The following is a 24,072-nucleotide window of genomic DNA, read 5'->3' on the forward strand; positions in this document are numbered from 1 at the left end:
TCGAGGGCGTGGACGTTTTGCGCCCACGCCTCTGCGCACCCCTTCGACATAAAACCCAGCCCCGCTCCCGTCCTCCCTCGGGACTCCTCCTCACTCCCTCGGGCTGAAACGGCGAAACACGAGTCTGGGAGAGGGACGGGGTGAGGGATGATGGGCTTCACCCTGCGCTAAAAGGAGCACGCATGAGCGGAGCCTTCACCCAGTACGACCTGCGCACGACGGACCCGGAGGCGGCGGCGGCCTTCTACGCGGAGGTCGTGGGCCTGCAGCAGCGCAGCGCAGGTGACGCCCGCGAGCTCTACTGGCGCGAGCAGCGCGTGGGCGCACTCACGCTGCTGCCCGAGCGCGCACGGGCGCAGGGCGCACCGGCGCACTGGCTCGGGCACATCGGCGTCGCGGACGTGGAGGCAGCGGTGCGCGACGTGCTCGGGCTGGGAGGCCAGCAGCTCGGCCCCACGCAGCGCACGAGCGACGGGCGCGTACTCGCCGCGCTGAAGGATGCCCAGGGCGTGCCCTTCGCGCTGAGCACCCCGCGCCCTGAGCCGCGCGCGGAGGTGGTGGTGTGGCACGAGCTCTACGCGACGGACTGGGAAGCAGAGTGGGCGGGCTACTCGGGGCTGTTCGGGTGGCAGAAGGCGGAGGCGCTGGAGCTCGGCCCGCCGGTGGGCACCTACCAGCTGTTCATCTTGCCGGGCGCGCCGCAGCCGCTGGGCGCGATGTCGAACTCGGCGCGCATCCCGGGCGTGCACCCGCAGTGGCTCTACTACTTCACGGTGCCGAACCTGGACGTAGCGCTCGCGAAGGTGCGGCAGCTCGGCGGGCTCGTGGCGAACGGCCCCATGGAGGTGCCGGGCGGCGCACGCGTAGCGCAGTGCGAGGACCCGCAGGGCGGAGCCTTCGCGCTGCACCACCACCCGCGAGGCGGCTGAGCGTGAAGCTGCGGCGCTCCATCCTCGCTGTATGCGGCGGAGGCTTGTTGGTTCTTGCAGCCAGCTCCCTTTACCGCCAGCGGCGAGCGGCCCGCATTGAGACCTTTTGTGGCTCGGTTCGTTACGGCGAGGAAGCTCGGCACGTAGCGGACCGCGCGCAGCAAGTGGGCCTCGCGATCTCGGGATGGGAATGGCGTGAACCGGGACGACAGCAAGCGTTCCGGCTCGAGGTGGGAATGTCCCCTTTCAAGACGCTCCTGGCCTATTGCTGCGTGAGCGGCCATGGCACCCGCGTCGATGACCACGGAATGTGCTCGAGCGGGTAACAGCAGCGCCGGCACCCTGAAAATTCTCCCGAAAAACCCCCGACATTTCAGAACAGGTGCGGAGAGCACTGCGACCGGAGGGGGTAGGTGCTCGCGCGTGAAACGGACGTTTCGTTCCGCACGCCGCGTCACCCCGGAGCGTCACGCAGGGCAGCGCCCGCGCGCGCTCGGCTCTCGCGCGCGGGACCCAGCCATCCGTCTTCCCCACCGGCCGACGCAGCGTACAGGGACGCTGCAAGCCCGAGTCGCTACGTGCGAAGCCCGATGGGGCAGGTCACGCCGGTGCCGCCGAGGCCGCAGTAGCCGCCCGGGTTCTTGTGCAGGTACTGCGGGTGGTAGTCCTCGGCGAAGTAGAAGGGCGGCGCGTCGAGGATCTCGGCGGAGGGCGCGATGGGCGTGAGGCAACAGGGGCTTGCGAGGCTCGTGGATGCGGGGCGCGGACTGGGCACGGGCCTGCTCGGCGCGGGCGTGGGCGCAGGGCGCAGCCTCGGCGCGGCGCTCGGGCACCTGGGACACGCGGTCGTCCGGCTCGCGCGGGGCGAGGGGCGCGCGGGGCTGGGGCACGTGGGGCACGCGCTGGTGCGGGTGGCGCAGACACCGGTGGATGCGCCGCTGCTGCTGGGCGGAAGGCTGCTCGCGGCGCTGCAGGTGCTCACGGGGCTGGAGCCTCCGGGGCGCCGGCTGACCGAGCGCGAGCGCACGCTGCTCGAGGGCGTGTTCGGCAGCGGAGTGGACCTGGACCGGGTGCGCATCAAGGAGGGGCGCGTGGGGGTGCTCGGGGTGAGCGGGCGCGCCTTCGCACTGGGCAGCACGGTGTACGTGCCGCGCGGGCGGGGGCCCTTGAGTCCAGGACTCCTCGTCCACGAGCTCACGCACGTGTGGCAGTACCAGCACGGCGGCACGCGCTACCTCAGCGCGGCGCTGTGGGCGCAGTTCCTCGGGGACGGCTACGACTGGCGCAAGGGGCTCGCGGAGGGGCGGCCCTGGGAGGCGCTCAACCCGGAGCAGCAGGCGGCGCTGCTCGAGCACGCGTTCGAGGCGGGGGCCCTGGGAGGCGGCCCGGGCGCGGTGCGGGGCTGGACGGCAGAGCAGCTCGCGTACGTGCGCCGGGTGCAGGCGGGGCTGCCGCACGGGGTGGGGGCCGCGGGCGCGACCGTTGCGAAACGGGGCTGAAACGTGCGGGCCGCGCGCTCCGGGATTATCTCTGGAGACGGGGCGTTCCGGACCTTCAGCCAGCCCCAGGAGAAGACCGCCCATGCGCATCCGAGCACTCGTCGTCACGGCCCTCCTCGCCGCCGCACCGGCTCTCGCCGAGGGACCGCGCGGAGAGGTGTTCTCGCAGCAGGGCAGCGCCTCGTTCGACTCGACGAACGTGCGCGGCACGGACGTGAACATGAGCCGCCAGCCCGACGGGCGGTGGGCCGGCTGGCTGAACGGCAGCTTCGTGACCGTGTCGGTGGACGGCAACACGGTGCGCGGGCCCAACGTGTCGCTCACCTACGAGCGCACGAAGAAGGAGACGCGGGTGCACGGCCTGCTGGGCACGGGCACCATCGCCATCACGGTGCCCAACGAGCCCAAGGGCGCCGCGTGGCACAACTTCCGGCTCGAGGGCTCGGCGGCGGACCAGGACCCGCCCGTGCCGCAGATGATCTTCGCGCTCATCGCGGCGCTCTGAGCGCACGCCCCTGCGACGGATCCGGCCGCGGCGTGGCCTTCGTGCTCGGAGGCAGCTGCGGCGGCGTGACGAGCAGCTGGGGCAGCTCGCCGGTGAGGCTCTCGAGGAACGCGACGAGGTCCCTCACCTCGGCGTCGCTCAGGTTCCGGCCGAGCTGGTAGCGGCCCATGCGGCGCACGGCCTCGGGGAGCTCGCGGACGCTGCCGTCGTGGAAGTAGGGCGCCGTGCGGGCGACGTTGCGCAGGGTGGGGACGCGGAACTTCATCCGGTCCTCCGCGTCCTTCGTCACCTCGAAGCGGCCCGTGTCGTGCGCGTCCGGGTAGGGCTCCACGAGCCCGAGCCGCTGGAACGAGGTCCCTCCGAGCGCAGGCCCGTTGTGGCAGGTGGTGCAGCCGGCGGTGAGGAAGGTGCTCAGCCCGCGCAGCTCCGCGCCGCTGAGTGCGGCCTTGTCGCCGGCGAGGTAGCGGTCGAAGCGCGAGCGCGTGGTGAGCGTGCGCTCGAAGGCGGCGATGGCGCGCGCGGCGGTGTCCAGGCGCACCGGGTGGCGCTCCTTGGGGAAGGCCTCGCGGAAGAGGGCGCGGTACTCGGGGATGGAGGCGAGCGTGCGCGCGACGCGGGCCTCGTCCGGCATGGCCATCTCCACCGGGTTGAGCACGGGCACGGAGGCCTGCGCCTCGAGCGTGGGCGCGCGGCCGTCCCAGAACTGCGCGACGTGGCCGGCGGCGTGGAACACGGTGGGCGAGTTGCGGGTGCCGTGCTGGCCGCGGTGCCCGTTGCTCACGGCCTTGCCGTCCACGCCGTAGGCGCTCAGCACGTGGCAGGTGTTGCAGGAGACGTCGTGGTTCTTCGAGAGGCGCGGGTCGAAGAAGAGCAGCCGCCCCAGCGCCACCTGCGGCGCGGTGTCCTTCGGCGCGGGCGTGCCGCCGGGCGGCGGGGCGAAGAGCGCGAGCTGCTTCGCGGGGATGTCGATGGGCGCGTCGGGCACGGGCGCCGACGTCACCGCCGCAGCGGGCGCCGCGGCGCGCTCGGCGGGCTCCTGCGCGCAGCCGCCGCCCAGCAGCAGCGCGAGGCCGAGCAGGAGGGGGCGGGGCGAGGGGGCAGGGGCGGCGGACATGGCGGCGCCAACCTAACAGCGAGCGCCGCCGGGGGCTTCCTCCGCGCCGCGGGTGTGGACAGCAAGAGGCGTACCGACGCGCCTGCGCGCGCGCCGGGGCCCGACGAATCGGCTCCGGAGACGACGCGCTTGAAACCGGCACTGAACATGTGAGCAGATCCGCGGCCCCACCCCGGAGGCCTACGCCATGTTCGACGTGACCGAGAACGACCCCATCTCCCCCGCGCTGCACTCGCTGCTGGAGCTCTTCGCGAGCGACCTGAAGGCGGTGAAGTTCCCCGACATGGACGCGGGCGTGCTGCAGGAGGCCGCGGTGCGGGTGCGCGAGCGGGCGGAGGCCCTGGCGAAGGCGCAGGCGGCGATGGAGGCGGCGCGGCTCGCGCTGCACGAGAGCCAGGAGGCGCTGCTGCAGCGTGGCCAGCGCGCGCTCGCGTACGTGCGGGTGTTCGCGGAGGAGAACGCGGAGCTGAGCGCGAAGCTGGACGGCATCAGCCTGCCGCGCGCGGCGCGCAAGAGCATGCGCACGGACGCGCCGGTGGAGGCGCAGCAGGCGGCGGCGAACGAGGAGAGCGCGCCGAAGCGCCGCGGCCGTCCGCCAAAGGCGCGCCCCACGGCCGCCGCCTCCCTCTTCGCCGAGGGTGGTGAGGCCCCTGCCGCGGCGGAGCTCGAGGTCGAGGCGATCGAGTCCGCCGCCTAGTCCTCCCCCGCGCGCCACCAACCCAGGGCGCGCTGCACCCCCGGGAGCCAGCGCAGCCGCGCGGCGTGCAGGGCGCGCCCGCGGCGGCTCGCGCGAAACACCAGCAGCCGGCTGTGGGAGCACAGCCGGTCCGCCCAGGGCTGCGCGTCCGGAGCGTCGGGCCCCAGCAGCTCGCACTCCTCGAAGCCCTGCTCCACGAGGTGCTCGAGCAGCGCCGCGCTGAGCAGGTGCTCGGGGCCGAAGGCGCGGTAGGCCTCGTCGCAGGCGCTCCCGAGGCGCACGAGGCGCCGGCCGTCGCGCAGCGCGAAGTCGAAGGCGACGGGGTAGCCGCGGCAGCGCAGCAGGTGCAGCGAGAGGAAGCCGCCCTCCGCCGCCGCGAGCGCCACGTCCGTGTAGAAGCCGAGCGCGCGCACGTCCTGGGCCACGGCAGCTCCCCGCCGCCCGCGCGCGCCGCACGTGTCCAGCGCGAGCCCCTCGGCCAGCCGCTCGACGAGCCGCGCCCCGCCCGTCACCTGCTCCAGCTCCACCGGCCCCTGGTCCTCGAGTCGCTTCCTGCGCCGGCGCAGGCTCCGGCTCCAGCGCGCGTGCAGTGCGTCCACGCTGCAGGGCAGCCGCAGCGCGGGCGACGTGCGCGTGGGCTCGCTGCCACAGGGCAGCCCTGCGTCCTCGGCCGCGTGCTGCAGGCTCCAGGCCCCTCCCCCGTGCGGCACGTCCTCGAGCCGCAGCAGGTCCCAGTTGGGGTCCTCCTGCAGGTGGCGCAGGAAGTGGCTCGCGGCGGCCGGTGCGTCCTCGGCCAGCAGGTCGAAGCGGCCGAGGTGGGCGCTGCCCGGGCTGCTCAGCTCGCGCACGGGCAGCCCCGCCCACCGGGCGTGACGCTGCAGCAGGGGCAGCACGGCGCTGAGCGCTCCGCCCGGTGCGCGCGCGGTGAGCACGCGCAATGAGATGGTGGGGGCGAAGTTCTCGAGCCACGCCCAGAGCAGCTCGTGGCGCGAGAGCACGGAGGCGCCCGTGCGCGCGAGGAGCCGGTTCCACTCGGGGCGCAGCGCGAGCAGCGCCTCGCGGGTGCACACCTCCTCCACCTGCAGCGGCTGCGGCAGGTCGAAGAGGCGGTGCGCGGGGTGCACGCTCGCGAGCGCGTTGCGCGGCGTGGCCGGCGGCGTGCGCGCGTCGACTGAGCTCCTCGAGGGCGGCGCCGCGCCGGGGCCCTGCCCCGTGCGCCCCGTGTCCGCGTCTTCGGCATCCCGGATGCCCATCGGCCCTCCTCGCCCGGAGGCAGCGTCGAAGGTCGGGCAGGGCCGCGCCCGCGGCCATTGCCCCCGGGCGCGCCCGCGCTGTCCGCGGCGTGACTCAGAGCCCGGAGGCCTCGAGCAGCCGCAGCCACACCTCGCTCACCGTGGGGAAGGCGGGCACCGCGTGCCAGAGCGTCTCCAGGGGGAGCTCGCCCGCCACCGCCACCGTGGCCGCGTGCAGGAGCTCTCCCACGCCCGGCCCCACCAGCGTGACGCCGAGCAGCACGCGCCGCTCCTCGTCCACCACCCACTTCGCGTGGCCGTGCGCGCCCTCGCCCAGCAGCCCCGTGCCGGCGGCCGACTCCAGCGCCACCTCGGCGCAGCGCACCCGGTGCCCCGCCTTGCGCGCGGCCGCCTCGGTGAGCCCCACGCTGGCCACCTCCGGATGGGTGAAGAGGACCTGCGGCACCGCCCGCGCGTCCGCCCACGCGCGCGCCGGCCGCCCCTGCAGCACCTCGCCCAGCACGTGCGCCTGGTACTTGCCCATGTGCGTGAGCAGCGTGCGCCCGTTCACGTCGCCGCAGGCGTAGAGCCAGCCGCCCGCGACGCCCCTCGCGCGCAGCGAGTCGTCCACCTCCACCGGCTTGCCCGGGGTGAGCCCCACGCTCTCGAGGCCCAGGTCCTGCGTCGCGGGCTCGCGGCCCAGCGCGAGCAGCAGCTCGTCCGCGCGCACTTCGAAGCCGTCGTCGAGCCGCGCCACCACCTCACCGCTGCCCTCGCGCCGCACCTCCTTCAGCGTGCAGCCCAGGTGCAGCCGCACGCCTTCGTCCGTGAGCGCGCGCGCCACCGCGCGGGAGGCGAAGGGCTCCAGGCGCTCGAGCAGGTGCGCGCCGCGGTGCACCAGGCGCACCTCGCTGCCGAGGCAGCGCCACGCCTGCGCGAGCTCCACCCCCACCGCGCCGCCGCCCACCACCAGCAGCCGTCGCGGCACGCGCTTGGCCGCGGTGGCCTCGCGGTTGGTCCAGGGGCGCGCATCGCGCAGGCCGGGCACCTCCGGCACCCGCGCGCGCGAGCCGGTGGCGAGCACCACCGCACGCTGCGCTTCCAGCAGCTGCGTGCCCTCCGGGCCCTCCACCTGCACCCGGCGCTCGCCCGCGAGCCGCCCGCGCCCGCGCACCACGCTCACCTTCGCCCCCTCTGCCCACTCGAGCTGGCCCGCGTCGTCCCAATGGCTCGCCTTCTGGTCGCGCCAGGCGAGCACCGCCTCCGCACGCACGCCGCCGGGGGCGAGCAGCTCGCGCACCCCGGGCATCGCGCGCGCGAGCCGGTGCACCTCCGAGGGGCGCAGCAGCGCCTTGGACGGCATGCAGGCCCAGTACGAGCACTCGCCGCCCAGCAGCTCCTTCTCCACCAGCGCCGTGGACAGCCCCCCGGCCGCCGCGCGCTGCGCCACGATCTCGCCTGCGGGGCCTGCGCCCACCACCACCACGTCGAAGCGCTTCGACACGCGTGCCTCCTCGGGCGCCAGTGCCCAGAGGCACACGGTGGGAGGGGGCCCGGCCCGCGGAAAGGTCTCGGCCAGGCAGCCAAGCCCCCACTCCCTCCGGGAGAGGGCGGGGGCGAAGAGGCAGAGAGCCCCGGGCCTCTACTCCTCCGGGTCGTCCTCTGCGCTCCCGTCGACGACCCGCTTCGCGGTGGCGAAGGAGAAGCCCGCGCGCGCGAGTGCCGCGAGGTCCTTCATGCGCGCGTCCTTGCGCGTGGAGAGGTCGCGCCGGAAGGGGCCGAGGCGCTTCTTGCGCGCCCAGATGCGCGCGGCCGCGTCCTCGGAGACCTCCTCGCTGGCCTGCGCGAGCTTCTGCGCCGCGAGCTCCGGGGCCACGCCCTTGAGGCGCAGCTTCTGGGAGATGACGCGCGCGCTGCGGCCCGAGGCGCGCAGCGCGTGGGCGCGCGTCTCCGCGTACGCGGTGTCGTTCACCAGCCCGTTGCGCACGAGCTTCTGCAGCAGCGCCTCGAGCCAGGCCACCGCCTGCGCCCGGTCTCCGCCGTGCTCCTTCAGCGAGCGGTTCACCCGGCGCATCATCACCCGGCGCACCCCGTCCACCGTGGCGGAGTAGCGCTTGAGGTAGTGCAGCGCGGAGTTCTCCAGGTAGCGCTCGGAGAGCTTGCGCGGCTTCTTGCGCTCGCGCGGCGTCGCGGGCCGTCTGTCGTCGTGCTCGTCCACGGGAAGGGTCTTTGTAGCACCCGGGTCCGACCCGAGAGCGCGTGGCGCGCGTGCGTGATGCTCGGCTGCATGGCGGCCGAGAGCGCTGCGCGGATTACTCGCGCGTCCGCGTGCGCGAACCGCCTGGCCCCGACTCCGGCGGCGGCTCGGAGATGGGCTGCAGGTCCCCGCGGTGCACGCCCTCCAGGGCATCCGCGACCGCGTCCACCTCGTCGCCCAGCTTCTCGAGGCTCGCGCGCAGCTCACCCGCGCTGCTCTCCGCCGCGAGCGCATCCGCAGAGCGCGCGCGCAGCACCTGCGCGTGCAGGTTCTCGAGCGTGTAGTAGAGCCGCGTGTACTCGGCCTCGAGCCGGTCCGCCGCCGTGCCCAGCTCGCGCCGCTGCTCGCGCTGCTGGTCCAGCAGCGCGAGCGCCGCCGCGAGCCGCTCGCGCGCCACCGCGTCCGGCGCCCCCTCCACCCGCGCCGCGAGCGCCACCCGCTCCGCGTCCAGCCGCTGCACCTCCTCTGCGGACTGCAGCGCGCGCAGCTCCGCCTCGCGGCGCAGCAGCTCGTGGCAGCCGCGCCGCAGCGCCTCCACCGTGCGCTCCGGGTTCTGCACCACCTCCTGCAGCACCGCGGGGCCGCTCTTGAAGCTCTGCAGCAGCCGCTCGCACAGCGCGTCCACCCGCTTCGGACGCTCGTCCTCCGCGGGGGGCGGCGGGGGCGCGGGCGCACGCTGCTTCATGGGCGCGGGCACGGCCTCCGCTTCCACCTCGTCGACGTCCTCGAGCCCTTCGAGCCCATCCGTCCCGGCCGTGCCGGTCAGGTGGTAGGCGGCCTTCTTCCCCAGGCCGAGCACGATGAAGAGCATCCACCAGAACTGCGGCAGGCGCGTGAGGGCGAAGAGCGCGAGCAGCACCGCCACCACCAGGTACACCACGCCCTGGCCGCGGTCGCGCACCCCGCGCTCCCGCCGCCGCCTCCGCTCGCGCCGCCGGTGCCGCGCGTTGTGCCGCTCGGCATGCCGCGTCCACTGCTCCACCACCCGCGCCTGGCGCTGCTCGCCCTCGTCCAGCGCCTGCAGGAGGCGCTCGAGGCGGTGCTGCAGGCGCGGGTCGTTCGGAGGCATCGGAGGGACCTCGGGGAGGAGGTAGGAGGGAGCGACTAGCTACCGGCGCAGACGAGCTCCGGCTTGCACTGGTTCGCCACGGTGAGGAACTCGCCCAGGCCGTCCCCGCAGATGGTCACGTCGATCGCCCCGAGGCACAGGTCCAGGTCGTCCTGCTTCACGTGGTCGTCGCAGGCCTCCTTCGGCCAGCGCGAGTTCCAGAACGCCTCCGCCTTCACCTCGCAGTCGTCGCGGTCCACGAAGGTCTTGCCCGCGCCGACCTGGCCGCACTTCTCCGCGCGGTCGCAGGTGTGCTCGGTGGCCTGCTCGCGCGCATCCTGCTGGTCGAGGTTGCCGCCGCCGCAGCCGGCGAGGAGGGAGAGGGTGAAGAGGGTGGTCAGCGCGCGCTTCATGGGGAGAAGACTCCTGGGAGAGGGCCCCCGAACGGCCGGGGGACGGCCGCGGAGGCTACCACGCGCATTGCGCGCTGCGTCGCCCGCGGCGTCGCCGCCGCTCAGGGCTTCAGCGGCTGGTGGGGCAGCAGCTCCACGCCCACCCGCACCGCTTCCGCGCACCAGCCGCCCGAGCGCGCGCAGGGGAAGTCCGTGCCCTCGCCCAGCGCCAGCGTGCGCTCGAGCAGCAGCGCCCCGGCGGCCGTCCACAGCCGCAGCCGCACGTGGCCCGCGTCCAGCCGCTCCGCCTGCGCGCTCAGGGAGACGCCGGGCGCATCCTGGCGCGGCTCGAGCGGCGTGCGCCGGCCGGGCTCGAGCGGGTGCGCGTAGGTGAAGCTCTGCCCGCGGAAGGCGACGCGCAGCGGCCGCGCGAGCTCGGCGCGCGGGTCCACCTGCAGCGCCTGCTCCCCGGTCGCCGAGAGCTGCAGCTGCTGCAGCGCCGCGAGGCTCGCGCTCGCCAGGCCCGGCCGCGGGGTGAGCGCGAGCGGCGCCGGCGCGCGGCCCTTGCGCGGGCGCGGCCCCTCCACGTCCGCCACCACCCGCTCGCCCTCGCGCACGTTGCCCGTGCAGCGGCCTCCCGCGCACGCCACCCGCAGGCCCCAGCGGCCCCCGGCGCCGGGGCAATCTGCCGGCACCTGCAGCTGCGCCTCTGCCTCCGGCAGCAGCACCAGCGGCGCGAGCGTGCGCCGCGCGCAGACGAACTCCGCGTCCACCAGCAGCGCGGTCACGGTGTGGGGCTTCGGGGACGCAGAGGCCGGCGCGGCGGCGGCGAGCAGCAGGAGCAGGGCGGGCAGCACGGGGCGGCAGTCTAGGGCGCCGCGGCACCCGGGCCAGAATCCAGCGAGGGACCCCCCAAAAGGCTGCGGCGCGCGTCCCCTGGGCCCTTGGAGGGGACCGCCCGGAAGACGCGCGCCGCGAAGTTGGACTGCGTGACTTGGACTGCTCAGGTTGGACTGCTTGGGTTGAACGCGGAGGCGGGTGAGGCACCGGAGCCCTTGGAGGGACCGCTCCGGGGCGTCACCGGGCCCGCGCGGTTGCTACAGAAAGAGGCTGAAGAACACCGAGGCGCAGGCCACGTAGGCGACCATCACGGCCCCACACGCAGCGAGCTCCGGCTCGACGTCCTGGATCAGCGCTTCGACTTCACTCATCACGGCATTCACGACGGACTACCCCCTGCCCAATCCGGCCCCACAGGTGCTGCAGGTGCTTCGGTTGATGCGGGGCGCTAGGTAGGGCACCGGCGGGCGGGAAGCAAATGCAAGCCCCCGGAATCCATGAGAGTCCTGCTGCGTCATCCTGTAGAGAAACTACTTGGCGTTCCTGTGACAATTAGCCCCAAGGCCTGCGGGGCGAAAGGTGCGCCCCGGGCGGAATTCCAGGGAAGCCAGGGTGGCCGGGAGAGCGCCCGCTCAACGCGAGGGTTTTCGAGGGCGGGGCCATGCCTTAGACTGCGCCACACATCAGCAACCGTGCGGACTTCCTGGGGCGTCGTCTAAGGGCAGGACGTCAGACTTTGAATCTGATCATCAAGGTTCGAATCCTTGCGCCCCAGCCATTCCGCCTCCGGCCTGCTGGGGTGCAATAGACCTTCGCTCAAGGTGGGTGGGCCGATGCCGCAGAAGGTGCTCCTGTTGGTCGCCGTGGGCAGCCCCCCGCCGCAGCTGCTCAAGGACGTGGAGGAGCCGATCCTGCAGCAGCTGGGGGTGCAGGTGGTCCCCAGCCGCCTCACGCTGCAGCGGCCGAGCTACGCGTTCAACAAGGACCGCGGCCAGTACCACTCGAACGCGATCATGCGCCGGCTCGCGCCGCTGCTCGAGCCCTCGCACAGCTTCGTGCTCGGGCTCACGGACGTGGACCTCTTCGTGCCGGACAGCCCCTTCGTCTTCGGCGAGGCGGACCGCGAGAGCCGCAGCGCCGTGGTGAGCACCGCACGCCTGGTGCCGGGCGCCGAGATGGGCACCGGCCAGCTGCGCCGCCGCATGCAGGTGGAGGCGCTGCACCAGGCCGGCCACCTGGTGGGCCTGAGCTACTGCGAGGACTCGCGCTGCGCCATGTTCCTCTCCCAGAGCCCCCAGGAGACGGACAAGAAGCAGCCGGCGCTCTGCAACCTCTGCCGCAACGAGCTGCAGAAGCTGCTGCGCTGAAGGCCCCCCTCTCACAGAGACGCACGCGTGAATGCGCGCGGGGCAATTGACGTCCCAGCGCTCGCGGCCCGTAGAGTGCGGGTTCCGGCGTGAAGGCCCCGGGTGCGCGACTCCCGCACACCTCGAGGGCCCGCAACAGCGGAGGGGAGTCCCAGCGATGAAGCGCACGTGGAAGGTGGCAGCGGTGGCGGTGGTCGCCGCGCTCGGAGTGTTCGGCGCGGCCTGCGAGCCGCTCGACGAGGGCGGTGGCGCCGGCGTGGACGGGCCACTCACCTTCGACAGCGGGTACGTGTTCGTGCGCGGCAGCGCGAACGACGTGTACCTCGTCAACGCGAGCGAGCCCAACGTGGCCCAGCAGCTCACCACCACCGGCAGCGCGCGCCACCCGGCGCTCTCGCGTGACGGGCGCAGCGTGGTGTACGCGCGCTTCGCAGGCACCGCGAGCGAGCTCGTCATCCAGAGCACCACCCAGGGCTCCACCCCGCGCGTGCTCCTCACCGCCTCGGGCATCCAGGCCACGCGCCTGGGCAACCCCATCTTCAACCCCACCGCCACCCAGGTGGTCTTCGTCTACACCCAGGGCACCGGCGCCAGCACCGTGAGCCTGCTCGGCCTCGTGAACGCCGACGGCACCAACTTCCGCCGCCTCGCGGGTGGCGCCACCATTTCCTACGGCGCCCCCACCTTCCTGCGCGACGGCAGCGCCGTCATCGCCCCGGTCGGAAGCTCGCCCAACGAGCTGGACGGCCTGGACGAGGTGTTCGTCTCGCAGGTGTCCACGCTGCCCATCACCAACAACCTGCAGAGCAACCAGACGCAGCTCATCGTGGCCAACCGCGTGGCGCTGTCTCCGGACGGCACCCACCTCGCGTTCGACGCGCAGCCGGTGTCCGGCGGCGCCACCCGCATCTACGTGGCGGCCTTCAGCGGCACCGTGGTGGACACCGCCGCGCGGCTCTCCAACAGCAACGAGGGCCAGGAGTCCTTCCCCACCTGGACCAACGCCTCCTCGGTGGCCTTCAGCTCCAGCGCGGGTGGCGGCAGCGACAACGTGTACACCGTGAACGTGAACTCCATCCCGGGCTCACTCGTCTTCGCGGCCCCCTCCGCGCGCGAGCCCTGGTTCGGGCCGCTCTAGCCGCCATGCCGGACGCGCCCCCCAGCCCCCTCTTCGACGCCGTCGCCGCCGGCGACGTGAAGGCGGCGCTCGCGCTGCTGGACGGGGGCGAGGACCCCAACCCCTTCGACGCCGCGGGCCTCACCCCGCTGATGCACGCGGCGATGGAGGGCAGCGAGCCGCTGGTGCTCGCACTGCTGGACGGGGGCGCGGACCCGGACCTCGCCGACCCGCTCGGCGAGACCGCCTTCCTCAAGGCCGCGGCGCACGGCCAGCGCGGCGTCTGCGCGCAGCTGGGCCGCTTCGCGGGCCGGGAGCAGCGCGAGCTCGCGGAGGCGCTGCTGCGCACGGGACCCGAGCGCCTCGCGGCCGGGCCTCCGGAGGAGGAGGGCGAGGCGCCCGGCGCGCTGCAGCGCGGGCTCGCGGCCCTCGGCGCGGGCGTAGCGGATGCGCTCGGCGACTCCGCGCCTCAGGAGAGACTCGACCGCGCGCGCCGCGCCCGCGAAGGAAAGAAGGGGTCCTGAGCTCATTGTCCCCGCTCCCCCTGCGAGAGGGTCGGGGTGAGGGACGGGCCCACCACACACTGCGCCCCTCACGCATCGGCTCTGTGGGAAGCCAGGACGGGACGGGTGCCTATCGCATGCGCCGAGCGCGCACGGGCGCCGCCCTGCGCGATGCTCCGGGGATGCGCGACTGAGGGAGGGGTGTCGGGCTCGGCTCGGGAGATTTCAAAACCCCCGAGGTTTGTAGACAGCAGCTCACCGAAGTGCGGCCGGGAGGGGTACCCCTCGGGGCGCGGAGTCGCGCGCACCTGTTCTGAGATGTCGGGGGTTTTCCGGTACGTCTTACAGGCCCGAGTCCTCACCCCCGGAGCGCAGCGCAGGCCAACGCCCCGCCGCGCTGGGCTTTCACGCGTCTCGTCCGTCCGGCCCGGCTCCCTCCGAGCCGAGCCCGGTCCTGCCTCACTCCTGCTGGCCCTGAAGCACCACGGTGCCGGTGGGCGATGCCTCGGTGGAGTCGGGCTCGGCCGTCACCTGCGCGTCGAACTTGGGGAACGGGGTGACCACGTCGATGTGCGCCTGGCGGTCGTCGTTGAGCTTCAGCGCGCCCATGTTCTTCCAGTCCTGGCTCCCCGAGGGCCGGAACCACAGCACGTAGGTCTTGAAGCGCCCGTCGATGTCGCTGGGCTTGGGCAGGTGCTCCACCTTCAGCTGCACCCGCTGGTTCCCGTTCTCGCCGGTCTCGACCTTCATCTGGCCCGAGGCCCCCGAGGTGTGCTCCACCGGCTTCAGCGTGTACGAATGGGCGCCACCGCAGCCTGCCAGCGCGAGCCCCAGCACCCCTGCCACCACCCAGCGTCCTGCCTTGCTCATACGCATCGATCTCCTGAAGAGGAGGAGGGCCCGACAGCCGGGCCCTCCTCCAGGGAAGATGCGCACGGACGCCGAGCCGTGCAGCCGCCTCAGTGCGCGGGCGCGGCGATGCGCCGGCAGCGCGCGACCACCAGCTGGTACACCGCGTAGGCCACGAGCCCCACCGCGACGGCGCCCAGCAGCACGTCCCCCCACGGCTGGCGGGAGAGCGCCGAGAGCGCCTGGCCCAGCCCCTTCGCCTCGCGGGCGTTCGCGTGCAGCGCCGCGCGCACGAGGAAGACGCCCACGGTGAAGAACACCACCCCGCGCGCCGCGAGCCCGATGCGGCTCACCTGCACCGCGAGGTGGCGGCGCGAGGCGGCGAGGCGCCCGAGGTCCAGCTGGCGCAGGAACTTCTGCTTCCACGCCGAGTGCACCTGCTGCACGGCGAAGGCGATGATGCCCACGCCCACCAGCCCCACCAGCACCTGCCCGAAGGGCTGCGCGAGCAGGCGCGCCGTCCAGCTCTGGGTATGGTCCGCACCCGCGCTGTGCGCCCGGCCCGCCAGGAGCTTCACGGCATTGAGCGCGAGGCCCGCGTAGACGAGCCCGCTGCCCAGGTACATGGCCCGCCGCGCGAGCCCCTTCGCGTCGTGGCCCTTTCCCTCCGGGTCCATGAAGGCCTGCACGAAGCGCCAGACGACGAAGCCCACCAACCCGAGGCTGAGCAGGGCGAGCAGCACCGCGCCGAAGGGCTGCGCCGCGAGCTCGGTGAGGGCCCCCTTGCTGTTGGTGGTTCGCCCGCCCTCGTGCAGCGCCACCTTCACCGCGAGCACCCCGATGATGGCGTACACCGCGCCGCGCGCCGCGTAGCCCACGCGCGCGCAGCGCTCCACCGCGCGCCCGTGCGCCACCTCGTGCGCGAGCCGCTCCACCTGGGGTCCCCGCACCATCCGTGCCGTCGTCATCCCCGCGTCCTCCCTTCGTCCCCCGAAAGGTGTGCACGCCCGGCGCGCGTACGGGGCAGGCGCCTGCTCGCCTGCTCGCTGAGGGGAAGTCCGCCGCGGCGGCCGGCGCAGACCCCGGCAGAACGCCCCGGACGCAGGCCGCGCTGCCATCCGCCCGACGCTGCGCTGCGACCCTGCGACAGGCGCAGAGCGCCGGGCGGATGCGCAAGCTGCGCTGTCGGCTCGGGCCTCCTCTGGAGCAGGGCCCGGCGTCACGCGCGCCGCACCTCGTGCATCCGGGCCGTGGCCGATGGGGAGGGCCGGGACTCACTCCGGCAGAACCCCACCCGGGAGCTTGCCCATGTGGATGACGCGCTCGAAGAAGTCGCCGTGGCTGCTCGCCTTCGCGCTGCTCGCCGCGCCGGCCGCGCTCGCGGCGGTGCAGCGGGTGGGGGACGCGAGCGCCACCTTCACCGGCAAGGGCCCCGGGGGCTTCAAGCTGGAGGGCCACACCGGCGAGCTGCGGCTGGAGGACGCGGGCGCGCAGCTGCGCATCGTCGTGCCGCTCGCGCACCTGGAGACCGGCATCGACCTGCGCGACCGGCACATGCGCGAGAAGTACCTCGAGGTGCAGAAGTACCCGGACGCCGTGCTCGAGGTGCCCTGGAGCGCGCTGAAGCTGCCCGAGGACGGCAAGGCGAGCACCGGTGAGGCGCGCGGCAAGCTCACCCTGCACGGGAGGACGAAGGAGGTGCCCTTCCAGTACACCGTGCAGCGCACCGGAGCGGCCTACCAGGTCAGCGGGAGCATGCCCGTGAACCTCAAGGACTTCGGCATCGAGGTCCCCAGCTACATGGGCGTGACGGTGAAGCCCGACATCCAGACCGCCGTCCGCTTCGGCGCGACGAAGTCCTGAAGGCCCGGCGAGGTCCCCGTGCGCATCGCGCTGCTCCTGTCCACCCTGCTGCTGCTCCTGCTGCCCGGCCGCGCCGAGGCCTACCCGTGGATGATTCGCCACGGCTACGCGAGCTGCGCCACCTGCCACGTGGACCCCTCCGGAGGCGGGCTCGTCACGAAGTACGGGCGCGCCCAGTCCGAGCTGCTGCTGGCGACGCAGTGGCGCAAGCGTCCAGAAGGCGAGCAGGCCGGAGAGGTGAGCCGCAGCACGGGCTTCCTCTTCGGGTTCGCGCCGCTGCCGGAGTGGCTGGACCTGGGCATCTCGCTGCGCGGCGCGCGCCTGTCCACGCGCGCAGGGGAGGCGCGCGACTCGCGCTGGCTGCAGATGGTGACGGACCTGCGCGGCGGGCTGAACGCGGGGCCGGTGCGCGCGGGCGCCTCCATCGGCTACCTGCACCAGCGCGGCCTGCCCACGGCGATCACCTCGCGGGACAAGGACAACCTCGTCTCGCGCGAGCACTGGCTGGGGCTGCAGTTCCTGGACGACACGGTGCTCGTGCGCGCGGGGCGCATGAACCTGCCCTACGGCCTGCGCAACGTGGAGCACACCTCGTGGGTGCGCGACGCCACGCGCACGGACATCAACGAGGACCAGCAGCACGGGCTCGCGGTCGCGTACATGGGAGAGCGGGTGCGCGCGGAGCTGATGGGCATCGCGGGCAACTTCCAGCTGCACCCCTCGGACTACCGGGAGCACGGCTACTCGGGCTACGCGGAGCTCGCGCTCGCCGAGCACGCGGCGGTGGGGCTGAGCAGCCTGGTGACGCACGCCGCCTGGGACGTGGCCACCCTGCAGCCCTCGAGCACGCGCCAGGCGCACGGGCTGTTCGGGCGCTGGGCGCTCTTCAAGCCCCTGGTCCTGCTCGCCGAGGCGGACCTGCTGCTGCAGCACCCGCAGGGCGGCCCCACGAGCAGCGGCTACACGGGGCTCCTCCAGGCGGACTACGAGCTTATCCAGGGCGTGCACGCGATGGTCGCGGGCGAAGCACTGCGGCAGACGGACACCACCAGCATCGGCGCCTGGCTCACGCTGGACTGGTTCATCGGCCCGCACGCGGAGCTGCGCCTGGACGCGAACCCGCGCCGCTTCGGAGCGCCGCCGGGCGGCCAGTCCCAGGACGTGCTCACGCTGCTCGCGCAGCTGCACCTGACGATTTGAATCACTCCCGGAGGGGGAGAAGCGCCATGTCCGTCCGCCGCCGCCGCGCGCTGCTGCCGCTGCTGTTGCTGTCGCTGGGGGCGTCCGCCGGGGCGGCGCACGCGACCCAGAACTTCCCGGGCGCCATCCGCCGCGAGCTGGGGCTCTCGTACACGCCGGACTGCAGCCTCTGCCACGTGGGCGCGCAGCGGGTGGGCACGGTGAAGACGCCCTTCGGCACGTCGATGCGGGCGCGCGGGCTCGTCTTCTACGACGAGAGCTCGCTGCGCACGGCCCTCTCCGCGCTGCGCGCCGAGCGCACCGACAGCGATGGCGATGGGGTGGGGGACATCGACGAGCTCATCGCGGGCACCGACCCCAACCACGCGCCCGGCGCGACGTCCGGAGGCGAGGAGCCTCCGCCGCCGCCCACCTACGGCTGCAGCGCCGCGGGGGCGGCTGCTCCCCTCGCGCTGTTGGCACTGCTGCGCCTGCTGCGCCGCAGGTGAAAGAACCGAGGCCCGGGCCTTCCCCTCGCGCGTGGGCGGGGAGAAGGAACCGGGCCTCCGGGAGAGGCAGGAGCGGAGGAGCGCCCCTGCCTCACTGCAACTGAATTGCAGGAACTACTCGGGCTTCGCGCTCACCACCGCGCTGGGCGTGACGCTGGCCGCGCCCGTGCGCGTCTCCACCAGCGCGTCGGCCACCAGCTCGGTGATGTCCTTCACGCGGATGTTCTCCTCGCGGCCGGTGTCGTTGACCGCGTCCTTGAGCATGGTCGAGCAGAAGGGGCAGGCCACGGCGACGGTGCCGGTGCCACCCTTCTCCTTGTACTCGCCCACCTTGCCCGGCTTGTCCTTCGCGGTCGCGCTGGGGAACGGCGTGGAGGGGTCCTCGGCGTGCTTCAGGGTGAGGGCCACCTCGTTCACGCGGTTGTGGTTGATGCGCGTGCCGATGTGCTCCTCCATCCACATGCGGCCGCCGCCGGCGCCGCAGCAGAAGCCCTCGCGCTTGCTGCGCTGCATCTCCACCACCTCGAGGCCCGGGATGGCGGCGAGCACCTCGCGGGGCGCGTCGTACACGCCGTTGTGGCGGCCCAGGTAGCAGGGGTCGTGGTAGGTGAGCTTCTGGTTCATCACCTGGCTCAGCCTGATGCGCTTGGTCTTGATCAGCTCGTTGATCAGCTCGGTGTGGCTGATGACGCGGTACTCACCGCCGAACTCCGGGTACTCGTTCTTGATGGTGTTGAAGCAGTGCGGGCACTGGGTGATGACCGCCTTCACGCCCAGGGCGTTCCAGCCCTCGACGTTCATCTTCGCCATCGTCTGGTACAGGTACTCGTTGCCCGCGCGGCGCGCCGTCTCGCCGTTGCACATCTCCTGCTTGGAGAGCGTGGCGAAGGAGATGCCCGCCTCGCGGAGGATCTTCACCAGCGAGCGGCTGACCTTCTTCTGCTTGTCGTCGTAGCTGCCCGCGCAGCCCACGAAGAAGAGGTACTCGTAGGGGCCGCCGCCGTCGCCGTAGGTGGGCAGCGCGAGGTCGCTCGCCCACTCGTCGCGCGACTCCTGCGCGATGCCCCAGGGGTTGCCCTGGCGCTCGATGCCCTCGAACACGCGCTGCAGCTCGGGCGGGAACTCGCTCTTCACCTGCACCTGGTAGCGGCGCATGTCGATGAGGCGCGGGATGTTCTCGATGAACACGGGGCAGGCCTGCTCGCACCAGCCGCAGCTGGTGCAGGCCCACACGGTCTCCGCCTGCAGCGCGCTGCCCACGATCTCGGGCAGCGGCTCCTTGCGGCCGGAGGGGCCGTAGCCCTCCTCGATCCACTGCTCGTGGCCCCACATCCAGCTCTTGATGTCCTGGTTCACGCCCTTGTGCGTGAGCGGCTTGCCGGTGATGTACGTGGGGCAGTGCGTCTGGCAGCGGCCGCACTCGGTGCAGCTGTACACGTCCAGGCCCTGCTTCCAGGTCAGGTCCTTCACCGTCGCCGTGCCGAACTGCTCCTTCTCCAGGTTCGGCGTGGGCAGGCGGCCGCTGGGGCCGGAGCGCTGGAAGAAGACGTTGGGCAGGCCGGTGATGACGTGGAAGTGCTTCCCGTGCGGCAGGAAGTTCAAGAACGTGAGGATGATGGCCAGGTGGATCCAGAAGCCGGCCACCCCCAGCCAGTGGCTGCCGGTGACGCCCAGCGGGCGCATCAGCAGCGCGAACACGCTGGTCACCGGCTCCCAGGGGGCCACCGCCCACCCGGTGCTCTGCGCCACCATGTGGCTGCCGCCGAACATGAACTCGGTGATCATCAGCAGGCCGATGAAGCCCAGGATGAGCACCGCCTCGCTCGAGCGGGTCATGCGGTCCGGCTTCACCTTGCCGCGCAGGTAGAAGAAGTAGAGCACGCCGGCCACCGCGAGCGCCGCCACCACGTCCTTCACCAGCAGGTAGGCCTTGTAGAGCGCCGCGAGCCCGGCCTTGTCCGCCCAGAACGGGTGGGTGAAGTCGGTGAGCACCTCGAGCGCCGTGGCGCTGAAGCCCATGCTGAAGAGCATGATGGTGCGCAGCGCCAGCACCATGAAGGCGCCGAAGATGAACACGTGCATCAGGCCCGGCGTGAACTCCTCCGGGTCCACCATGCGCTTCTGGCCCAGCCCGAACAGCAGCAGCCGTTTGGCGCGCCACACCGGGCGGTCCAGCCGGTTGTCCTGCTTGCTCATCGCGAGCAGCACGCCGATGCGGCCCGCCATCGTCATGACGAACACGGACACACCGACGGCGAGCATCAAGCCTGTGATGATGGGACTCATGGTGCTTGCTTTGACCTCGGGGCCACCCGGGGGAGGGCAGCCAGCCTGCCGCAATGCGGCAAAGGTGGAACCCACCGAGGGTAACAGGGTTGACACCCGTATCAAGCGCACAGCGCGCGCCGCCCGCCCCGGGCTGTCCGCCGCCCACCACCTGCGGGCCGCCCCCCGCGCTGCGAGGGCAGGCAGGCAGGCGCAGGGCCGGGGCCGGTCAAAGCCCTGGACTGGAGGGCGGTAAAAGGTTTCAACGCCAACGACTGCGGGCAACGGTCGGGCCACTGCCGGACGGTCCAGAGGACAAAAGCGTCCGGTGAGCGACTGGGCAGGCGCGCTGCGTCAAGGTGGGCTTTACGCCGACCTCCGAAGTGGTCACTATGCGCGGTAAATCGGTCAATCGCTTCGACGGCACCGCATGGGGCGGGCGATACGAAAGCGAGCCCGAGGAGGCAGCGCGATGGGTCCTTACGAGGAGAAGTACACGCTGTTTTCGGATGACGAGCCGACCGGCTGGGTGGACCTGGGCGCGGACGGCGAGTCGGGCTCCGTGTCGGAGGTGGGACACGATGGCGGGCGCCGCTGGGGCTATGACTCGGACGAGGGCTGGGGTCCGGGCTACTCCGACGTGACCGAGTAGCGGTTCGGGCCGGCGCCCCGCCTGTCTGGAGGCGCCGGCACGTGAGCGAAGGGCGCACATCCCCGCTGCCCTCTGCCCGTCGAGCGCTCCCCGCCCTGGGGATGCAGGCTCCGGGTGCAGTTCTCCTCCCCTGACACGTCCGGTCTGAAACTCCGCGCCTGCTCGCCGCACAGGTGGCCGGAAATGGCATCCCCCTGCGTGCTGTTGCCGCGCGCCACCCTCCTGCGTTCTAGCGCGGGGTGGAAAGAGGGGCGAAGACCGGTTACGGGGAGGCCCATGCACGGGCAGCGCAGGTCGCAGCAGCAGCAGAGGCGGGTGGTGAGCAGCGGGCGCGCGGCGCTCGCGCTGGCGATGCTCGTGTGCCTGGGAGCGGGCGGGGCGCAGGCGGCGCCGGTGGCTGCCGGGGCCACGGCCGAGGGCGCGAAGGATCGCGGCACCTACCGCGTCGCGGCGGAGCTGCTCACGGACGTGTCCCAGGTGCGCGCCGGGGACACCTTCCGCGTGGGCGTGCGCTTCCGGCTCTCCCCGGGCTGGCACATGTACTGGAAGAACCCGGGCGACAGCGGGCTCGCCACCGAGGTGGCCTGGGACACGCCGGGCACCACGGTGGACGCGCTGCAGTGGCCCTTCCCGTCCACCTTCCGCACCCCGGACGGCTTCATCACCACCTACGGCTATGCGGACGAGGTGCTCCTGTGGGCGAGCGCGCGCGCGAGCGAGCAGGCGCAGGGCGGCCTCACCTTGAGCGCCGCGGTGGACGCGCTGGTGTGCGAGGTGCAGTGTCTGCCCGCCCAGCTGCTGCTCACCCGCACGCTGCCGGTGGGCCCCGCGAGCGCGAAGGACGCGCAGGCCTCGGCCCTCTTCGACGCCGCGGCCCTCGGCGTGCCGCGGCCCGCCGCGCCCGCGGGCTTCAGTGTGCAGGTGGCGCTCGAGCAGAAGGAGCTCACCGCGGGCAAGCCCTTCAGCGGCACCGTGACGCTCGCCGGCCCCGCGCTGCCGCGCGCGGCGGACGCCTTCGCCAAGGACTTCTTCGTGCCCGAGCGCATCCCGGGCGTGGCGAAGCTCGCGCTCGCGCCCACCGGCACGCGCGGCACCTTCCGCCTCACCGGCGAGGCGGAGCCGGACGCGCCGAAGCAGGCCCCGCGGCTGCGCGGCGTGCTGCGCCTCGGCGATGCGCGCGCGCCCTCGCTCGAGCTGGATGCGCCGCTCGCGCCGGTGGCTGCGGCCGCTGCGGGTGAGGCCGCTGCCCAGGCGCCCGCGCCGGTGCGCGAGGTGCCCCTCAAGGTGCGCCCCGTGCTGCCCGCGGGCTCCGCGGGGGTCGCGCCGGGCGGCGCGCCCCTCTCGCTGCCGCTGGTGCTGCTCTTCGCCTTCCTCGGCGGCGCGCTGCTCAACCTGATGCCCTGCGTGTTCCCGGTGCTCGCGCTCAAGGCCTACGGCTTCAGCCGCATGGTGCAGGAGGAGCGGGGCCGCGTCGGGCTGCACGCGGGCGCGTACGCGGGCGGCATCCTCGCCGCGATGCTCGCGCTCGCGCTCGCGGTGCTCGGCGTGCGCGCCGCAGGGCGCAGCGTGGGCTGGGGCTTCCAGTTCCAGGAGCCGCTCTTCGTCGCGGCGGTGGCGGCGGTGCTCGTCGCCTTCGCGCTCAACCTCTTCGGCGTCTTCCACGTGGGCGGCGCGGGGGGCGGGCTCGCCGAGAAGGTGGACGCGAGCCACGGCCTCGCGCGCAGCGCGGGCGAGGGCGTGCTCGCGGTGGTGCTCGCCACCCCGTGCTCCGCGCCCCTGCTGGGCAGCGCGGTGGGCTTCGCGCTCGCGGCCGGGCCCTTCACGGTGCTCACGGTGTTCCTCACCCTGGGGCTGGGCCTCGCCTTGCCCTTCTGCGTGCTGGTGCTGGTGCCGGGGCTCGCGAAGCTGCTGCCGCGGCCGGGCGCGTGGATGGAGCGCGCGAAGCAGCTGCTGGGCTTCGCGCTGCTGGCCACCACGGTGTGGCTGCTGTGGGTGATGGGAGGCCTCGCGGGCGTGGACGGCATGGCGCGGCTCGCGGCCTTCCTCACCGCGGTGGGGCTCGCCGCGTGGCTGTACGGGCTCGCGCAAGGGGCGAGCGGCCGGCGCCGGCTCGCGGGGCTGCTCGCCAGCGCGCTCGTGGTGGTGAGCGTGGGCGCGCTCTCGCTGCGCTTCGCCGAGGGCGGCGAGCGGCGCGGCGCGGGCAGCGCGGAGGGCGTCGCCGGGCGCGCGGCCGCCTGGGACGAGGGCGCGGTGGCGAAGGCGCTCGAGAGCGGGCGCCCGGTGTTCGTGGACTTCACCGCCGACTGGTGCCTCACCTGCAAGTTCAACGAGCGCACCGTGCTGCAGCGCGAGGACGTGCAGGCCGCCTTCGCGCGCCACAAGGTCGCGCTCTTCGTGGCGGACTGGACGCGGCGCGACGCCACCATCGGCCAGAAGCTCGCGGCCCACGGGCGCGCCGGCGTGCCCATGTACCTGGTGCTCAGCCCCCGCGCCCCGCACGCCCCCGAGGTGCTGCCCGAGCTGCTCACCGCCGACACCGTGCTCGAGGCGCTCGCGCGCGCGGCCGGCCCCACCGCTCCCGGCGCCGGCTGCGCCGGACCCGAGAAGTGCTGACCCACACCCGCTGAAGGAGCCGTCATGAAGCTTCTCTCCGCAGTCGCCGTGGTCCTCTTCGCCGCTGCCCCCGCTCTTGCTGCGGAGGCCCCGGGTGAAGCCAAGGTGGGCGAGGCCGCCCCCGCCTTCACCCTCAAGGACGAGAGCGGCAAGGCGCACAGCCTCTCCGAGTACAAGGGCAAGGTGGTGGTGCTCGAGTGGACCAACCCCGAGTGCCCCTTCGTGCAGCGCCACTACGAAGCCAAGACGATGGTGAAGACGCAGGGCGCGCTGGACCCCTCGAAGGTGGTGTGGCTCGCGGTGGACTCCACCAGCACCCACTCCGCGAGCAGCGCGAAGGCGTGGAAGGCAGAGCAGGGCCTCAAGTACCCCGTGCTGCTGGACACCGAGGGCACCGTCGGCCACGCCTACGGCGCGAAGCACACGCCGCAGATGTACGTCATCGACGCGAAGGGCGTGCTGCGCTACGCGGGCGCCATCGACGACGACCCGCGCGGCCGCAACACCGCGAACGCCAAGAACTACGTGAAGACCGCGGTGGACGCGGTGCTCAGCGGCAAGCCCGTGCCCTCGAGCACCACCGAGGCCTACGGCTGCAGCGTGAAGTACAAGCAGAGCTAGCGCTTCCGCAGCAGCAGCACT

The 24,072-nt window shown here is 73.3% G+C and carries 23 protein-coding genes, 1 tRNA gene and 1 pseudogene; 14 read left to right on the forward strand and 11 right to left on the reverse strand.

All coding sequences use genetic code 11. From position 1 onward, the window contains the following. The first annotated feature begins 182 nt into the window (after positions 1–182). Entirely contained in the window at positions 183–929 is a 747-nt protein-coding gene (locus FGE12_RS27630; RefSeq protein ID WP_153869637.1) for a VOC family protein, read from the forward strand. 574 nt (positions 930–1,503) lie between these two features. Here FGE12_RS27630 and FGE12_RS31090 read toward each other — a convergent pair. Further along, positions 1,504–1,632: pseudogene (locus tag FGE12_RS31090) on the reverse strand (peptide-methionine (S)-S-oxide reductase); the annotation flags it as partial. 46 nt (positions 1,633–1,678) lie between these two features. On the opposite strand from FGE12_RS31090, the gene FGE12_RS30810 reads away from it, so the two are divergent. Then, positions 1,679–2,428 (forward strand): DUF4157 domain-containing protein, encoded by a 750-nt coding sequence (locus FGE12_RS30810; protein ID WP_194798341.1) that lies wholly within the window; start codon positions 1,679–1,681, stop codon positions 2,426–2,428. Between the two features lie 82 nt (positions 2,429–2,510). Next, the gene (locus FGE12_RS27645; protein WP_153869639.1) at positions 2,511–2,933 is read left to right on the forward strand and encodes a hypothetical protein; all 423 of its coding nucleotides are present in this window, start codon (positions 2,511–2,513) and stop codon (positions 2,931–2,933) included. On the opposite strand, the gene FGE12_RS27650 is transcribed toward FGE12_RS27645, so the two are convergent. After that, positions 2,917–4,047 (reverse strand): cytochrome-c peroxidase, encoded by a 1,131-nt coding sequence (locus FGE12_RS27650; RefSeq protein WP_153869640.1) that lies wholly within the window; start codon positions 4,045–4,047, stop codon positions 2,917–2,919. The genes FGE12_RS27645 and FGE12_RS27650 overlap by 17 nt on opposite strands. A gap of 187 nt (positions 4,048–4,234) precedes the next feature. Between FGE12_RS27650 and FGE12_RS27655 the strand changes: the two genes are divergently transcribed. Next, positions 4,235–4,744: a hypothetical protein gene (locus FGE12_RS27655; protein ID WP_153869641.1), complete on the forward strand. Its 510-nt coding sequence runs from the start codon at positions 4,235–4,237 to the stop codon at positions 4,742–4,744. On the opposite strand, the gene FGE12_RS27660 is transcribed toward FGE12_RS27655, so the two are convergent. From FGE12_RS27660 to FGE12_RS27685, 6 genes are all read right to left on the reverse strand, one after another. Further along, the gene (locus FGE12_RS27660) at positions 4,741–5,997 is read right to left on the reverse strand and encodes a GNAT family N-acetyltransferase (RefSeq protein WP_153869642.1); all 1,257 of its coding nucleotides are present in this window, start codon (positions 5,995–5,997) and stop codon (positions 4,741–4,743) included. The two genes, FGE12_RS27655 and FGE12_RS27660, sit on opposite strands and share 4 nt — an antisense overlap. 94 nt (positions 5,998–6,091) lie before the next feature. Then, positions 6,092–7,480, reverse strand: a complete 1,389-nt coding sequence (locus tag FGE12_RS27665) for an NAD(P)/FAD-dependent oxidoreductase (protein ID WP_194798342.1) — start codon at positions 7,478–7,480, stop codon at positions 6,092–6,094. 138 nt (positions 7,481–7,618) lie between these two features. Then, a complete protein-coding gene (locus tag FGE12_RS27670) occupies positions 7,619–8,194 on the reverse strand; it encodes a regulatory protein RecX (RefSeq protein WP_370459173.1) in 576 nt (191 codons plus the stop codon). Positions 8,195–8,288: 94 nt separating this feature from the next. Then, on the reverse strand, positions 8,289–9,302 hold the full coding sequence (locus tag FGE12_RS27675; RefSeq protein WP_153869644.1) for a hypothetical protein: 1,014 nt from the start codon (positions 9,300–9,302) through the stop codon (positions 8,289–8,291). 35 nt (positions 9,303–9,337) lie between these two features. Continuing rightward, complete coding sequence (locus tag FGE12_RS27680; protein ID WP_153869645.1) at positions 9,338–9,694, reverse strand: DUF6184 family natural product biosynthesis lipoprotein; 357 nt, start codon at positions 9,692–9,694, stop codon at positions 9,338–9,340. Positions 9,695–9,795: 101 nt separating this feature from the next. Then, positions 9,796–10,530 carry a hypothetical protein gene (locus FGE12_RS27685; RefSeq protein WP_153869646.1) on the reverse strand — a complete coding sequence of 245 codons (735 nt, stop codon included), beginning with the start codon at positions 10,528–10,530 and terminating at the stop codon, positions 9,796–9,798. 687 nt (positions 10,531–11,217) lie between these two features. On the opposite strand from FGE12_RS27685, the gene FGE12_RS27690 reads away from it, so the two are divergent. From FGE12_RS27690 to FGE12_RS27705, 4 genes are all read left to right on the forward strand, one after another. Further along, positions 11,218–11,291 (forward strand) — tRNA-Gln (locus FGE12_RS27690). Between the two features lie 55 nt (positions 11,292–11,346). Next, positions 11,347–11,880 carry a non-proteolytic archaemetzincin-like protein gene (locus FGE12_RS27695; protein WP_153869647.1) on the forward strand — a complete coding sequence of 178 codons (534 nt, stop codon included), beginning with the start codon at positions 11,347–11,349 and terminating at the stop codon, positions 11,878–11,880. A 157-nt stretch (positions 11,881–12,037) separates the two neighbouring features. Next, the gene (locus FGE12_RS27700; RefSeq protein ID WP_194798343.1) at positions 12,038–13,018 is read left to right on the forward strand and encodes a hypothetical protein; all 981 of its coding nucleotides are present in this window, start codon (positions 12,038–12,040) and stop codon (positions 13,016–13,018) included. 5 nt (positions 13,019–13,023) lie between these two features. Further along, positions 13,024–13,521 carry an ankyrin repeat domain-containing protein gene (locus FGE12_RS27705; protein WP_153869649.1) on the forward strand — a complete coding sequence of 166 codons (498 nt, stop codon included), beginning with the start codon at positions 13,024–13,026 and terminating at the stop codon, positions 13,519–13,521. A 438-nt stretch (positions 13,522–13,959) separates the two neighbouring features. Here FGE12_RS27705 and FGE12_RS27710 read toward each other — a convergent pair whose 3' ends face one another. Both FGE12_RS27710 and FGE12_RS27715 read right to left on the reverse strand, forming a co-directional pair. Then, positions 13,960–14,370, reverse strand: coding sequence for a hypothetical protein (locus tag FGE12_RS27710; protein ID WP_153869650.1), 411 nt, complete (start codon positions 14,368–14,370; stop codon positions 13,960–13,962). Between the two features lie 89 nt (positions 14,371–14,459). Further along, positions 14,460–15,317, reverse strand: coding sequence for a DUF1206 domain-containing protein (locus tag FGE12_RS27715; RefSeq protein ID WP_153869651.1), 858 nt, complete (start codon positions 15,315–15,317; stop codon positions 14,460–14,462). Between the two features lie 340 nt (positions 15,318–15,657). Between FGE12_RS27715 and FGE12_RS27720 the strand changes: the two genes are divergently transcribed. From FGE12_RS27720 to FGE12_RS27730, 3 genes are read left to right on the forward strand one after another with little or no spacing between them, the layout of a single operon-like run. Further along, positions 15,658–16,212 (forward strand): YceI family protein, encoded by a 555-nt coding sequence (locus FGE12_RS27720; protein WP_194798344.1) that lies wholly within the window; start codon positions 15,658–15,660, stop codon positions 16,210–16,212. Positions 16,213–16,230: 18 nt separating this feature from the next. Then, complete coding sequence (locus FGE12_RS27725; RefSeq protein WP_153869653.1) at positions 16,231–17,412, forward strand: hypothetical protein; 1,182 nt, start codon at positions 16,231–16,233, stop codon at positions 17,410–17,412. 26 nt (positions 17,413–17,438) lie between these two features. Next, a complete protein-coding gene (locus tag FGE12_RS27730; protein WP_153869654.1) occupies positions 17,439–17,900 on the forward strand; it encodes a thrombospondin type 3 repeat-containing protein in 462 nt (153 codons plus the stop codon). Positions 17,901–18,014: 114 nt separating this feature from the next. Here the strand turns inward: FGE12_RS27730 and FGE12_RS27735 are convergent, their stop codons facing one another. Continuing rightward, positions 18,015–20,186: a (Fe-S)-binding protein gene (locus tag FGE12_RS27735; RefSeq protein WP_153869655.1), complete on the reverse strand. Its 2,172-nt coding sequence runs from the start codon at positions 20,184–20,186 to the stop codon at positions 18,015–18,017. 451 nt (positions 20,187–20,637) lie between these two features. Here FGE12_RS27735 and FGE12_RS27740 point away from each other — a divergent pair, with 451 nt between their 5' ends. The 3 genes from FGE12_RS27740 to FGE12_RS27750 all read left to right on the forward strand — a co-directional run bounded on the left by FGE12_RS27740 (position 20,638) and on the right by FGE12_RS27750 (position 24,051). Next, positions 20,638–20,817, forward strand: coding sequence for a hypothetical protein (locus FGE12_RS27740; RefSeq protein ID WP_153869656.1), 180 nt, complete (start codon positions 20,638–20,640; stop codon positions 20,815–20,817). A 351-nt stretch (positions 20,818–21,168) separates the two neighbouring features. Then, on the forward strand, positions 21,169–23,430 hold the full coding sequence (locus FGE12_RS27745) for a protein-disulfide reductase DsbD (protein ID WP_153869718.1): 2,262 nt from the start codon (positions 21,169–21,171) through the stop codon (positions 23,428–23,430). A gap of 24 nt (positions 23,431–23,454) precedes the next feature. After that, entirely contained in the window at positions 23,455–24,051 is a 597-nt protein-coding gene (locus tag FGE12_RS27750) for a thioredoxin family protein (protein WP_153869657.1), read from the forward strand. The last annotated feature ends 21 nt before the right edge of the window (positions 24,052–24,072 follow it).

The organism is Aggregicoccus sp. 17bor-14 (genome assembly GCF_009659535.1).
GTDB lineage: Bacteria > Myxococcota > Myxococcia > Myxococcales > Myxococcaceae > Aggregicoccus.